12 protein-coding genes are annotated in these 13959 nt (G+C 35.2%); 11 read left to right on the top strand and 1 reads right to left on the bottom strand.

Annotated elements, in window-relative coordinates; all coding sequences use genetic code 11:
* Window position 1: 1 nt before the first annotated feature.
* From OCV43_RS10645 to OCV43_RS10635, 3 genes are read left to right on the top strand one after another with little or no spacing between them, the layout of a single operon-like run.
* Window positions 2-3187 (top strand): type I restriction endonuclease subunit R, encoded by a 3186-nt coding sequence (locus OCV43_RS10645; RefSeq protein WP_262624095.1) that lies wholly within the window; start codon window positions 2-4, stop codon window positions 3185-3187.
* A gap of 11 nt (window positions 3188-3198) precedes the next feature.
* A complete protein-coding gene (locus tag OCV43_RS10640; RefSeq protein ID WP_262624094.1) occupies window positions 3199-4833 on the top strand; it encodes an HsdM family class I SAM-dependent methyltransferase in 1635 nt (544 codons plus the stop codon).
* Window positions 4826-5401: a restriction endonuclease subunit S gene (locus OCV43_RS10635; protein ID WP_262624093.1), complete on the top strand. Its 576-nt coding sequence runs from the start codon at window positions 4826-4828 to the stop codon at window positions 5399-5401. The genes OCV43_RS10640 and OCV43_RS10635 overlap by 8 nt, the downstream gene beginning before the upstream one ends.
* Here the strand turns inward: OCV43_RS10635 and OCV43_RS10630 are convergent.
* Window positions 5380-6114, bottom strand: a complete 735-nt coding sequence (locus OCV43_RS10630; RefSeq protein ID WP_262624092.1) for a restriction endonuclease subunit S domain-containing protein — start codon at window positions 6112-6114, stop codon at window positions 5380-5382. The two genes, OCV43_RS10635 and OCV43_RS10630, sit on opposite strands and share 22 nt — an antisense overlap.
* Before the next feature lie 91 nt (window positions 6115-6205).
* On the opposite strand from OCV43_RS10630, the gene xerA reads away from it, so the two are divergent.
* The 8 genes from xerA to OCV43_RS10590 all read left to right on the top strand — a co-directional run bounded on the left by xerA (window position 6206) and on the right by OCV43_RS10590 (window position 13948).
* Window positions 6206-7189: a site-specific tyrosine recombinase/integron integrase gene (gene xerA, locus OCV43_RS10625; protein WP_262624091.1), complete on the top strand. Its 984-nt coding sequence runs from the start codon at window positions 6206-6208 to the stop codon at window positions 7187-7189.
* A 10-nt stretch (window positions 7190-7199) separates the two neighbouring features.
* A complete protein-coding gene (locus OCV43_RS10620) occupies window positions 7200-8354 on the top strand; it encodes a restriction endonuclease subunit S (protein WP_262624090.1) in 1155 nt (384 codons plus the stop codon).
* Window positions 8355-8392: 38 nt separating this feature from the next.
* A complete protein-coding gene (locus OCV43_RS10615; protein WP_262624089.1) occupies window positions 8393-9187 on the top strand; it encodes a hypothetical protein in 795 nt (264 codons plus the stop codon).
* Window positions 9188-9239: 52 nt separating this feature from the next.
* The gene (locus OCV43_RS10610; RefSeq protein WP_262624088.1) at window positions 9240-10223 is read left to right on the top strand and encodes a helix-turn-helix transcriptional regulator; all 984 of its coding nucleotides are present in this window, start codon (window positions 9240-9242) and stop codon (window positions 10221-10223) included.
* A gap of 30 nt (window positions 10224-10253) precedes the next feature.
* Window positions 10254-11354 (top strand): PDDEXK nuclease domain-containing protein, encoded by a 1101-nt coding sequence (locus tag OCV43_RS10605; RefSeq protein ID WP_262624087.1) that lies wholly within the window; start codon window positions 10254-10256, stop codon window positions 11352-11354.
* Between the two features lie 821 nt (window positions 11355-12175).
* Window positions 12176-12958 carry an arginase family protein gene (locus OCV43_RS10600; protein WP_262624086.1) on the top strand — a complete coding sequence of 261 codons (783 nt, stop codon included), beginning with the start codon at window positions 12176-12178 and terminating at the stop codon, window positions 12956-12958.
* A 128-nt stretch (window positions 12959-13086) separates the two neighbouring features.
* Complete coding sequence (locus OCV43_RS10595) at window positions 13087-13272, top strand: hypothetical protein (protein WP_262624085.1); 186 nt, start codon at window positions 13087-13089, stop codon at window positions 13270-13272.
* Between the two features lie 265 nt (window positions 13273-13537).
* Window positions 13538-13948 (top strand): peptide deformylase, encoded by a 411-nt coding sequence (locus OCV43_RS10590; protein ID WP_118057635.1) that lies wholly within the window; start codon window positions 13538-13540, stop codon window positions 13946-13948.
* Window positions 13949-13959: the final 11 nt, after the last annotated feature.

Raw genomic sequence — 13959 nt, 5'->3', positions numbered from 1 at the left:
GATGGCAACAATTAGCAAGAAAAATATGTTTAATGAAGCTACCCGTGTTCAAATGCCGGCAATGGTTCATTTAACACGACTTGGTTATACTTATTTTGGAAAAATAACTGAAGATATGGCTGGTACAGTATATGACCCTGATACGAATATCTTAATTAATGTTTTCAAGGAACAGTTTGCACGACTTAATCCAACTCATGTAGGAGAAGTGGAACAGACATTGAAAACTATTAGGCAGGAATTAGATAATGATGATATAGGGTACAGTTTTTATAAGCAATTATTGTCTGTTTCTCCTATTAGGTTGGTGGATTTTGAAAATCCAAAGAATAATACATATCATTTTACTGCCGAGTTCACTTGTAAGCGTGACCAAGATGAATTTAGACCAGATATTACATTGTTTGTGAATGGACTTCCACTTGTATTTGTTGAAGTAAAGAAGCCGAATAATCACGGCGGCATGGTTGCGGAAAGCAAAAGAATGAACCAAAAGAGATTTCCTAATAAAAAATTTAGGAGATTTTTAAACATTACGCAATTGATGATTTTTTCTAATAATATGGAATATGACACTATGGGTGGCATTGTTCCAGTTCAAGGGACTTTCTATTGTACGACAGCAAAACAGTCTGCACCGTTCAACTGTTTTAGAGAAGAAAATCCTGCTAATTTGGATATTGCACCTTATAATGCAGATTTTCCATATAAAGATATTGACCCACTTGTGGAAAAGAAAATTTTGACTGATTTTAATTGTCAGGTTATCCATACTTCTCCAGAGTATCAAACAAACTTAGATACCTATACACCGACTAATCGTGTATTGACGTCTATGTGTAGCCCTGAAAGACTGCTATTCATATTGAAATATGGAATCGCCTATGTTCGTTTTCATAAAGAAATAAATGGAAGGATAGAGTTTATTGAGCAGAAACATATAATGCGTTATCAACAGATGTTTGCAGCTTTAACAGTCAGAAGTAAGATTGACGAAGGTGTTAATTCAGGCATTATATGGCATACTCAGGGTAGCGGGAAAACAGCTCTTTCTTATTATCTTACTTATGTTCTATCTGATTATTTCAGCAAGCAAAATAAAGTTGCGAAGTTTTATTTCATTGTTGACCGTCTTGATTTGCTGAAACAGGCTTCAGAAGAATTTGAAGCTCGTGGATTAGTTGTAAAAACAGCAAGTTCCCGTGTAGAACTTATGGAACAGTTCCGGAACAATCAGGCACAAGAAGGAAATACAGGAAAACCTGAAATTACGGTTGTAAATATACAACGTTTTGCTGAAGATGGGTCAAAGGTTGACCTTCCCGCTTATGCAACGAATTTACAGAGAGTGTTTATTATTGATGAAGCACATAGGGGATATAAACCAGAAGGTTCATTCTTGGCTAATCTTCTTGATGCAGATAAAAACGCGATAAAGATTGCATTGACAGGAACACCACTTTTGAAAGAAGAAAGAGAATCTTGGAGAGTTTTTGGTAATTATATTCATACATACTACTATGACAAGTCAATTTTAGATGGATATACGTTGAAAATTATCCGTGAGGATATAGAAACTCAGTATAAAGAACGACTTTCTGAAATTTACGAAAAACTTGAAACTTTGGTGGAAAAGAAGGATGTAAAGAAAAGTCAGATTGTTGAACATGATAACTATGTCAAAGAGTTACTTAGATATATTATTTCTGACCTAAAGAGATTTAGACAAATTCAGGGAGATAATACACTTGGAGGTATGGTCATTTGTGAAACAAGTGAGCAGGCAAGAAAGTTGTTTGCGTATTTTGATGAAATTCAAGCAGAACTTAATAAAGATGCTTCTATGAAAAGTCATTTGCAAGCTAGACTAATACTTCACGATAGTGATGATAAGGATACAAGAGATAAAATTATTGATGACTTCAAAAATAATATGACAGTTGACATTCTTATCGTTTTCAATATGCTTCTTACCGGATTTGATGCTCCAAGGTTGAAACGTTTGTATTTTGGAAGAAAATTGAAAGACCATAATCTGTTGCAAGCAATCACAAGAGTTAATAGACCATATAAAGAGAATCGTTATGGATATGTTATTGATTTTGCAAATATAAAAAGGAACTTTGAGGAAACAAATGAAGCATATCTCAAAGAACTGAACCGTTTTAATGACCCAAATGAAGTTGGTGAGGGAAATGAAACAGATACATTCAAACAGGTTATTGAAGACCCGGCAGAACTCATTAAACAAATGCAGGAAGTGCAGCAGGTTCTTTTTAACTATACCACAGATAATGCAGAAGAATTTAGCTCAGAAATATCCACGATTGAGGATAAGCAAGAATTGCTTAAACTTAAAAAAATTCTTATTGCTGCTCGTGATTGCTGTAATTTGGTAAGAACTTTTGGTGATGATGAGCTGAAGGAAACATTTGCGAAAATGGAATTAACAAAGTTGCCATCATTGATTTCAGAGGTGCAACATCATATTGATAACATAAATCAGAAGGAACTTTTTGCAAGTGATGAAACCACAAAGTTGCTTGTCAATGAAGCAATGGAGGATATTACTTTTAATTTCAGCAAAATCAGTGAGGAAGAATTGAGAATCGTCGGTGGCAAAGATGCAGTAACAGAAAAGTATAAAAAGACTGTTCGTGCTTTTACTCAGAATATTGACCCTGATGATCCAGAGTTTATTACTTTGCAGGAAGCATTTTTGCTTCGCTTTAAGCAACACGGTTTTGAACCTAAGAGTGTATCTGAGATTGAGGAGCAAGGAAAGGAACTGGAAGATATTCTAAAAAAACTTGACGAATTGCAGAAGAAAAATACGGTTCTGCTGAGAAAATATAATGGCGATGCGAAATTCGCAAGGGTTCATAAAAGAATCAAGGAAGAAAATCTTGCCCGAAAAGCAGAAAATAAGCAACCGATTGTTTCGGAATATGATATGTCTATTATGAATGTTTTACTTTCTATTAAGTCTGATATTGATCAAAAGGTATATGACAGAAATGACATATTGAAGAAAGATGCCTATTTTGAGAGAACGGTTATGACACAAATAAAAGCAGGTATTGATAAGTTGGGAATAGCTAGTTCTCGTGAGGACAGAGTGTTTATACAGAGTAGGATTACAAAGCAGTATCTTGATCAGTATAACCATACTTATTCAGTGGCATAAAGGAGAACACAATGGAAGAAACAAAGACAATAAAAGAAAAAACCATAGAGTTGATAGATGCATTAAAAGCGACTTGTCAGACCTATGGTATGGGAAACGATGGTAATGAGTATAAAATTATTACGCAGGTTTTTCTTTATAAATTTCTCAATGATAAGTTTGGATATGAGGTAAAAAAAGTCAGTCCAATTCTTAGAAATGCTGAAAAATGGGAGTTGGCGTATGCTGAAATGTCAGATGCTGACCGCTTGGATATTTTTGATAGTTTACCATCAGATATTCCATTTCTTAACCCAGAGCATCTGATTGCAAATTTATGGAATCAGCAGGCAAAAGGAGATTTTGATTTAATTTTTGACAGCACAATGACAGATATAGCGGATAAGAATATTGATATATTTTCAACTCAGACTGCTCAGAACACTAAAATACCGCTTTTTGAAAAGCTGACACAGTATGTAACTGATGATACAGCAAGAGCACCTTTTGCCCGTGCTTTGGTTGATAAGTTGGTAAACTTTTCTTTTGAAGAAGCATTTGAAAAACACTATGACTTCTTCGCAGATATATTTGAATATCTGATAAAGGACTACAATACCGCAGGCGGTGGTAAGTATGCAGAGTATTATACTCCTCACGCTATTGCAACGATTATGGCAAGGTTGCTTGTTGGTAATGCAACTGATTTACATAGCATTGAGTGTTATGACCCTTCTGCTGGAACTGGAACACTCTTGATGGCCCTTGCTCACAAAATTGGCGAAGATAAGTGTACGATTTTTGCACAGGATATTTCACAACGAAGCAATAAAATGTTGAAACTTAATCTTATCCTGAACAGTTTGGTATCTTCTCTTGACCACGCAATTCAGGGAGATACGTTAATTGCTCCGTATCATAAGAGTGATAATGGACAGGAATTAAGAACTTTTGATTATGTAGTTTCAAATCCGCCTTTTAAGATGGATTTCTCAGATACAAGAGAGCGTATAGCAGCGATGCCTGTTCGCTTTTGGGCGGGAGTTCCGAAAGTACCTGCAAAAAAGAAAGAGAGTATGGCAATTTATACATTGTTCATTCAGCACGTTCTTAATTCATTGAAATCAACCGGAAAAGGTGCAATTGTAGTTCCTACCGGATTTGTAACTGCAAAGTCGGGGGTAGAAAAGAAAATATTACAACATATTGTAGACGAGCATATAGTTTATGGCTGTATTAGTATGCCGTCAAATGTTTTTGCTAATACCGGAACTAATGTATCAGTATTATTTTTCGATAATTCAAGAAAAACAGATAAGGTTGTACTGATAGATGCTTCAAAACTGGGAGAAGAATATAAGGACGGTAATAATCAGAAACGCAGACTTCGTGATTTTGAGATTGATAAGATTGTCGATACATTCCTTAATAAAGAGGCTGTTGATGATTTTTCAGTTGCTGTTACCTATGATGAAATCAAAGAAAAGAAGTATTCGCTTGCGGCTGGACAATATTTTGATGTAAAAATCGAATATGTTGAATTGTCACAGGACGAGTTTAATGCTCGTATGAGTGCCTATGCAGAGAAGTTGCAGGAATATTTTGTAGAGGGCGACAAACTGAAAACAGAAATTATGGAACAGTTAAAGAAGGTAAAGTATGAGTAAACTTACAAAATACAAATTTAGTGATTTATATGAAATGAGTTCAGGTATATCTTCATCAAAAGAACAAGCCGGACACGGTTCCCCATTTATATCATTTAGTACCGTGTTTAATAATTATTTTCTGCCTGAAGAATTACCAGATTTGATGGATACATCTCTTAAAGAGCAAGAAATATTTTCTGTAAAAAAAGATGATGTGTTTATTACAAGAACAAGTGAAACCGTTGACGCTTTGGCAATGAGTTGTGTTGCTGTTAAAGACTATCCGAAAGCAACTTTTAGTGGTTTTGTAAAAAGACTAAGACCGAAAACAACGGGAATAGTGTACTCAAAGTATATTGCTTTCTTTTTGAGAAGTAAGTATTTTCGTAAAGTATTAGATTGCAATACGATAATGACTTTGAGGGCAAGCTTTAATGAGGATATGTTTTCATTTTTGTATTTATATCTGCCGGATTATGAAGAACAGGTAAGAATAGGCGATTTATTATATAAAATGGAAATGAAAATCCGAACAAATAATAAGATAAACGATAATTTACCGTATCAGTCATTGATGGTAGCCTGACCGTTCATCAGCATAGGCAGCAACCAGTCACGAAGTTTAACAAGTTCTTGATTTTCACAAACGTTTTTACTTATTTGTGCATATATAGCTTGAGTAGTTTCGTGATAAGCACATAAAACTGTATCTTCAGGAATAATAATGTGAACGCCGGCTAAATCATCATTGTTTACAGCTTCTTGGGTCGCTCCGTGAGCAAGCATATCTTTATGAATTTCAAAATATGCATTTGAAACATAAGAAGCAATATATTCAAAACTGATTTCGTTGCATTGTAATCCACAAAATCCTGTTGAAAGAATAGAACTTGAAATAATAGGTTGCATTTCTTTGTTTAGGTAAAGATGTTTAATGCTATTTTTCATTTTAGCAAACCATACAGAATTTATACTTGGTTGCATATTAGCACGACTTTCTCTGCCGTCATAATCAACAATAGTTCCTGTTGAAATAGAAGTGCCTTTAACATCGGCTGTTGCTAGGTATGTTTTTGTATTAAAGATTTTAACTCCAGGTTTTATTACGGAAGATAAACAGTTTGAAATTACAGATTGGACTTTCCAGTTTTCAGGAATATTACGCCTCAAAGTATCATTCCAAACCATTTTTCCACCTGAAATCTGATAAGGATTGCCGTTGTTATCAGGAAAATCAAATTGGATAAACCAATAATCGTATAAAAGCATAAGTTGCTGCTCTAAATTATCGTTTAACATATATCCCATAACTCTTGTGAGTGGCAGGAGTTAAAGCAGGGGACTACCGCTCCATAGTTGGTCTCTAAGTTAAATAAAAGGAGAATTGACTATGAAACAGAATTTAATTATGGATATTGTTCAGGGTATGCTGCCTTATTTGAACAATGCACAAACACAGCGATTGCAGGAGGTACTGCAACATACGCTTTTTGATTATGAAGTTGCAAAAACAGAAAGTGATGAAGGATTATCGGAGCAGAACTTGGTTGAATTGTTTCTATCGGCAAAGAGAATTGAGGGCTGTTCCGAGAAAACTTTGAAATATTACAAAGCAACTATACAGGCAATGATTGATAGTATAGGTAAAGGTATTAAATATATTGTAACTGATGATATACGCTGTTACCTTACTGAATATCAGTCAAATAAAAATTCAAGTAAAGTTACGATTGATAATATAAGACGAATACTTTCTAGCTTTTTTTCTTGGCTTGAGGACGAGGACTATATTTTGAAAAGTCCGGTTAGACGAATACATAAGGTTAAAATTGGAACGAATATTAAGGAAACTTATTCAGATGAAGCACTTGAATTGATGAGAGATAATTGCACCGAACTCAGGGATTTGGCTATGATTGATATGTTGGCATCAACAGGTATGCGAGTAGGAGAAATGGTTCTATTAAATCGAGAAGATATAGATTTTAATGAGCGTGAATGTGTTGTTTTTGGAAAGGGCGATAAGGAGAGAATTGTTTATTTTGACGCTAGAACAAAAATACATTTGCAGAATTATTTACAGAACAGAATGGATAATAATCCGGCACTGTTTGTATCATTAAAAGCTCCTTATGAACGATTGAAAATTGGTGGTATTGAAGTGCGATTACGAAATTTTGGAAAACAATTAGGTCTTAGTAAGGTGCATCCACATAAATTTAGGCGTACTCTTGCAACTATGGCAATAGATAAGGGAATGCCCATTGAACAGTTACAGCAACTTTTGGGACATAGAAAAATAGATACGACTTTGCAATATGCAATGGTCAAACAGAGTAATGTAAAATTAGCTCATAGAAGATATATAGGATAGGGTGAATCAAATGATAATCAAAGAAAATATACTAAATAATGGCTGGCATATTATAAAGTTTAGTGATTGTATAAAACAACTTAATACTGGTTTGAATCCTAGAAACAACTTTTCTCTGGGAAGTGGTAAGCTGAAATATATAACAGCAAAAAATTTAACTAAATTTGGTACGATTGATTTCTCAAAATGTGATTTTATTGATGAAGACGCAAAAAAAATTATTCACAAAAGGTCTGATATTAGAAGGGGCGATATTTTATTTTCAAGTAGAGCACCCATTGGACATTGTCATTTGATAACAGAAGATCCAGATTTTTATGATATTGGCGAATCAATATTCTCGATAAGAGTGAATCAAGATGTTGCTTTGCCTGAATATTTATGTTTGTATTTAGCGAGTGATTATTTTGTTAAAGTGGCGTCGAAACATACAACTGGAAGTATTATAATGGAAATACGAATTAGCGATTTGATGAATACAGAAATTATTATTCCACCTCGAGAGATACAGAAGAATATAGCTAAATGTTTGAATAAAATAGACCGAAAAATAGAATTGAATAAGATGGTAAACGATAATTTAGAGCAACAAATAAAAACAATTTTTACATTTCAGTTTTTGCAAAATGCAAATACTGAATGGAAACAGCAATCATTAGCAGAACTTTCCGAAATGTATCAACCGAAAACAATTAGTGGAAAAGATTTAATTGCAGCCGGGAACTATTTTGTGTATGGAGCAAACGGAATTATTGGAAAATACAATCAATATAATCATTCCGAGTCTGAAATAGCTGTCGCTTGTAGAGGAGCAAGCTGCGGCTCCATTCAGATGACATTACCGTTTTCTTGGATTACTGGGAATGCAATGGTGGTAAAGCCGCATTCTAATTTCCCGTATAGAGAATATCTTTATTATTATTTGCTTGCAAAAAATCCAAACTATTTATGTTCAGGTTCGGCACAACCACAACTTACAAGAGAAAACTTAACACTATATTCCTTAAAAGTACCTTCAACAACCGAATTGAACGCTTTTGAAAATTATGCTGAAAAAGTAAGAAAGATAATTATCAAAAATCAACAGGAAAATATCGAGCTTTCAACTTTACGTGATTGGTTGTTGCCTATGCTGATGAACGGTCAGGCTACCATCAGTGATTGATGTGGTAAATTATCGTTTACAGTAGAAGGAGAAACTATATGATGAGTATTTCAGATTGGATAAGTATTATTTGCGCGGGAGTTGCTTTAATAGTCACGGTTATTATTGCCGTTCTGCAAATAAGACAAAGCAACCGTATGGAGAGGTTTGAAAAAAGGCAGGACAAGCGTGATGAGCAGCGTTATCAAGAAAGCGTAAAAGCACAAGCGGTTTCATTTATTTCTAAATATTATAAGGATAGAGGGCTTATTCCATTATGTGCAATAGCCGCGATGTATAATGATTTGTTTTATTACAACAGAGAGATGTATAGGGAATTTTGCTGTTGTACTAAAGAGGTTCAAAATAGAATTTTGGAATATTGTGATTTGGATTTACGAGTTAGTGAGTACAATATTTATGAAAAGTGTTTGGCTACAATAGAAAGTGTACTAAATAAACACTTCCCTGATGATAAAAGTGTTTTTTACGAGGGAGGAAAGTATTTTGCTCGTAGCTTAGAATACTATGCTGATAAACCTGTTCCACATCAAGAGTTTGAGTATCAAAATCATATTACAGATGTTTTGGTTGATGCATTTAATAGTAATGATAAAAGTGTTATGCCTATTCAACAGTTGTCGATGGAATATAATTTTGGGAGTTGTAAAGAAATAGAAGCTTGTCAGTTGGTTACTGTTATCGCAGAGTTTGTAGCAATCTATGGGAATAAAAATAAAAACATTGATAAATCATACGGCTCTCCGGGAGGATACGATGGAGAAGTCATAGAAACAATGGAAGATTTATTCCTTTTAGCATTATTTGAAATATATACAAATTGTGTTTTATAAATATGAGGTAAGAAAAATAATTTTTCAGAGGAAATTTTAGAAAGGTCGGGCTATGGAAACAAAGCCAAGAATTTTATATTTACAAAAGATTTTACTGGAAAGAACAGATGAAGAAAATCCTCTTTCCACAACACAGTTAATCAATATATTGAATGATGAATATGGAATATCTGCACATAGAACAACAATAACAAAAGATATTGCGGCACTTCAGGAGTTTGGAATGGATATTGTTACTATCCACTCTACTCAGAGCAAATACTTTGTAGCCAGCCGCAAGTTTGAATTGCCGGAACTGAAACTGCTGATAGACGCAGTAGAGTCATCGAAGTTCATTACAAAGAAGAAAAGCGAAATTCTAATTGAGAAGATACATACGATGACCAGTCCAGGGCAGGTGGCAAAGCTGAAGCGTAATAACTATGTGGTCAATCGAATTAAGCCGGATAATGAACAGATATATTACATCATTGACGCTATAAACGACGCCATCAATGCAGGCAAGCAGATTTCTTTTCAGTATTATGATTATACTGGATTAAAGAAAAAGGTTCTGAAGAATAAGGGCCAAATTTATAAGCTGAGTCCATACAAACTTCTTTGGAATGGGGATAATTATTATGTTATCGGATATTCTGAGAAGAAAAGCAAGGTTATCAATTTCAGGGTAGATCGTATTGCTTCCAAACCGGAGATATTGGATAAAGATATTATTCCTATGCCTGCTGATTTTGATATTGAGAATTTTACAAAAGAAGTGTTCTTTATGTTCTCAGGCGAGAAAGTTCTTGTGGATTTACGGTGTGATAACAGTCTGATGAAAACAATGGTTGACCGTTTCGGAGAAGATGTAACAACCCTTGCGTACGATATGACTTCTTTTAGAGTACAGACCGAAGTATCAGCAAGTCCTACCTTTTTCGGTTGGGTGTTTGGCTTTAATGGCAAAGTACAGATACTTGAACCAGAAAGTGTGAAAGAACAGTACAGACAAATGATTGCAAAAGCCGATGAGGATATGCAGAAAAGCGAATAATTAAAAATGAAATCCAAAGGAGCGATAGCTATGGATAATAAATTAGAAAAAATCGGTCAAAATAGTTTTATGGATAATTTTGTTAAAACCGATGACATCTTAAAGGATATGTGTGGGATTATCGAGTCTTCACAAAAAGCTGCATATCAGGCTGTTAATACATTGCTCGTACAGAGAAATTGGTTGATTGGTTACAGAATTGCAGAAGAAGAATTAGGTGGAGATGAACGCTCGGAGTATGGATTAGAGGTAATAAAGAAAATTTCTAAAGAACTGACTCAGCGATATGGAAAAGGATATGATAGAAGTAATTTATATCATTGCCTGAAGTTTTATAAAACCTTTCCTGAAATTGTCGACACGGCGTGTAGACAATCCGGTGCTCTGCTTTCGTGGTCGCATTATAGAACCTTATTACAGGTCAAAGACCCTGAAGCTCGTGATTGGTATGAGAAAGAAGCCGCAGAACAGACTTGGAGTGTCCGTACTTTGCAGAGGAACATTTCTTCTCAGTATTATTACCGTATGCTAAGAACTCAGAAAAAAGAGCTTGTAGAAAGTGAAATGAAGGAACTGACAGCACCGTATCAAAATGATAAGTTGGAGTTTATCAAAAATCCGGTAGTTGCAGAGTTCTTAGGATTTTCTCAGAACACAGATTTTACAGAGAGTGACCTTGAGAAAAGTATTCTTTCCAATTTGCAGAAATTTTTGATGGAGCTTGGAAAGGGATATGCTTTTGTGGCAAGGCAACAGCATATTCATACGGAGAAGCAGGACTATTATATTGACCTTGTGTTTTATAATTACATACTGAAATGCTTTGTCCTCATCGACCTGAAAACAGAGAAGATAACACATCAAGATGTAGGACAGATGGATATGTATATCCGTATGTATGATGAATTGAAACGCAGTAAGGGCGATAACCCGACAATTGGTATTGTTCTCTGCTCTGATACAGACGATGATATTGCCCGTTATTCTGTTATGCACGGCAATGAACAGTTATTTGCTTCCAAGTACAAATTATACCTGCCGACAAAAGAAGAACTGAAAGCGGAGATTGAAACTCAAAAGGCAATGTTTTATCTTCAGCAGCAGGATAATGAAGAAAAGGAAATAGAATAGGATTTGGGCAGATTGTCTGCACAATTTATCAGATATTCTTGGACATGTGGATACGAAAGCAACGATGCAAATTTATACAGAAGATACTAAGGATTTGAAGAAGTCTAGGTTTATAAACTTTGAGATATTGTGATTGATTTGTGACCATTTATGGAGATAAGTGTTGAGGTTTGGCTATGAACAACAGTTTAGCAGAAGTATACCCTGGGCTTATTTCGGAGCACTTTAGCCATTAAGGTTATGGTGTTTTTGGCGTTTTGAAGAGAGGGGATTACAACAAAACACATGAGAAAAGAACTGATTATTATGACAATAAATAACAATCAGTTGGAGGAGTATAGGATTATTTAGAGATTAGCAGATAGAATATTATGGAACTTGTTTATGTAATATGTTATAAAGAAGTTTTGCTGTATTTTATACAAATAAACTACTTGCTATGCAGGTGTGTTCACAGACGCGTTGGCTTACAGTAAAAATCTCCAATGTAATACGAAGTATAAGTTCGTCCACCGTACTAAAAACAAAAGAGGTAGTTAAATAAATATGTTGATGGATGGGATGCTATAATGAAAGTATACAATAAACTAGTACGAGATAAAATACCTGAAATAATTAAGGCAGATGGGTGGTGGATTTAAAGATAAAATATTTTTGGAATATGTGGTGGAGAAAGGGTAGATAGCAGAATGCATTGAATTTATCACAAGGATAAAAAATAATATAATCAAATTTAAGAAAATAGTTGATAGAATATGCTATTAAAGATATTTTGGGTAGGGTATTTTTGGAAAAACATCAAGACTAAGAAAGGCACAACAATGACAACCAATCATCTGATTTTAGATTTTTCGCATGTATATTGCGATGAAAACATACCAAAAAATACCGGCATTCACTGGCTGGACTGCTCTGAAATTGAAGAGTGTGATTTGTATTGTTCCAGACAGGCGGAAGAGAAAATCGGAGAAAAAATCAAGCCATATGGAATTCATGGAATCCATTTTCTGGATTCCGGAAATTATCATTATGTGACAGAAATTATGACAAGCCAGATTCAAAAGGAATTCCAGCTTGTTGTATTTGACCATCATACGGACATGCAAAAGCCGATGATTGAGCACATGACAAGCTGCGGAGACTGGGCAGAAAAGGTGTTAGAGACGAATCCATGGTTGCAGCAACTGGTATTAATCGGACCGCAGGAGAAGGATATAGAGCAGCTTTATCAGGAAAATGATGGCTTGATGAATCGTAAGGAAATATCAGAAAAACTCCTTACTTTTTCTGCAGAAGAGATTAGTGCTGGAGAAGACAAAAATAAGATTTCCAAAATAAAAAAGAATCTGCCGGTTTATATATCCATAGACAAAGACATCTTGGATAAACAATATACGGAGACAAACTGGAGCCAGGGGAACATGTCACTTCCGATGCTGGAGCGATTGCTCTCACATTTTCTGGAAAACGGAAATATACTTGGCATTGATATCTGTGGAGAATGTCAGCAGGGAATTCCACTACCGGAATATTTGCAGGCTGAAGAATTGAATGAAGAAACGAATCAGAAATTATTTGAGTTCCTGTCCCATTATATTTTATAACATTCTAAAGTAGAAAATAGGATAAAACCCCACAAGAGGTGTCGGTTGCGGCACCTTTTTTTGTGTGCTAAACTTTAACTTAAGAGATTATATTGAAAGACAAAAAATTGGGAGAGGATGATGGCTGAATGGAAATAGAGACCTCTACTGAAGCGGAAAGAAGACAGTATATCAAAAATGCTTTTCCATGTATTGCAGACTGCGAGATGTGCGGACTTTGCACGGTATTTCGTGGAAAAGACCCGGAACTTGCCTATGCAGATTATATCAGTGGAAAGCGAAGCTATTTAGAGGTATCCCAGGAATATCGATAAAAGAAACGTGGAGAAATAAAAGGGTAAAATGACGGGATAAAAGAAAAGGCAAAAAAATAAAGCCAGAATCAGGAGATGAACTTTATATGACACATGAAGAATTTGAACAGGCAGCGCAATACTGGAACCGCAAAGAGCAGACGGCAATGCCAAAGGAGGCTTTGCAGCAGGCAGACGTATTTATTTTAAATTAGCACCGAACAAAATTGTGGCTTGAAAGTCTGCATTTTGCTCAATGAGTAGTTTCAGATATTGGAGATAAATTATGGTTAGGAAAATAGTAAAAGGAACACACATTTTTTCAGAGAAAGCAATACCGGCAACGCCTGCAGATAAGCAGGTAATAACAGACCTTTTGGATACCCTTCGGGCGAACCGGGAAACCTGCGTTGGAATGGCAGCAAATATGATTGGCATAAACAAAGCGATTATTGTAGTGGCAGCAGGCCCATTTCAATTTGCAATGGTGAATCCGGTGATTACGAAGAAGTCAGGCGGCTACAGTACAGAGGAAAGCTGTCTTTCGCTGGATGGAGCCAAAGCCTGCACAAGATACCAGGAGATAGAGGTGGATTATCTGAATGGTGATTTTAAACCACAACATGGAAAATATTTCGGCTTTACCGCGCAGGTTATCCAGCATGAGATCGACCACTGCAATGGAGTGGTAATATAATGAGCAGAGAA

The organism is Roseburia amylophila (assembly GCF_025567465.1).
GTDB classification, from domain to species: Bacteria; Bacillota; Clostridia; order Lachnospirales; family Lachnospiraceae; genus Roseburia_C; species Roseburia_C amylophila.
This window is presented reverse-complemented; position numbering and strand designations above follow the sequence as displayed.

Bases quoted from the DNA above. Each gene is read 5' to 3' on its own strand.
- OCV43_RS10640 (WP_262624094.1), top strand. From the start codon at position 3,199: ATGGAAGAAACAAAGACAATAAAAGAAAAAACCATAGAGTTGATAGAT.
- OCV43_RS10620 (WP_262624090.1), top strand. From the start codon at position 7,200: ATGATAATCAAAGAAAATATACTAAATAATGGCTGGCATATTATAAAG.
- OCV43_RS10645 (WP_262624095.1), top strand. From the start codon at position 2: ATGGCAACAATTAGCAAGAAAAATATGTTTAATGAAGCTACCCGTGTT.
- OCV43_RS10610 (WP_262624088.1), top strand. From the start codon at position 9,240: ATGGAAACAAAGCCAAGAATTTTATATTTACAAAAGATTTTACTGGAA.
- xerA (WP_262624091.1), top strand. From the start codon at position 6,206: ATGAAACAGAATTTAATTATGGATATTGTTCAGGGTATGCTGCCTTAT.
- OCV43_RS10630 (WP_262624092.1), bottom strand. From the start codon at position 6,114: ATGTTAAACGATAATTTAGAGCAGCAACTTATGCTTTTATACGATTAT.
- OCV43_RS10590 (WP_118057635.1), top strand. From the start codon at position 13,538: ATGGTTAGGAAAATAGTAAAAGGAACACACATTTTTTCAGAGAAAGCA.
- OCV43_RS10615 (WP_262624089.1), top strand. From the start codon at position 8,393: ATGATGAGTATTTCAGATTGGATAAGTATTATTTGCGCGGGAGTTGCT.
- OCV43_RS10635 (WP_262624093.1), top strand. From the start codon at position 4,826: ATGAGTAAACTTACAAAATACAAATTTAGTGATTTATATGAAATGAGT.
- OCV43_RS10600 (WP_262624086.1), top strand. From the start codon at position 12,176: ATGACAACCAATCATCTGATTTTAGATTTTTCGCATGTATATTGCGAT.
- OCV43_RS10605 (WP_262624087.1), top strand. From the start codon at position 10,254: ATGGATAATAAATTAGAAAAAATCGGTCAAAATAGTTTTATGGATAAT.
- OCV43_RS10595 (WP_262624085.1), top strand. From the start codon at position 13,087: ATGGAAATAGAGACCTCTACTGAAGCGGAAAGAAGACAGTATATCAAA.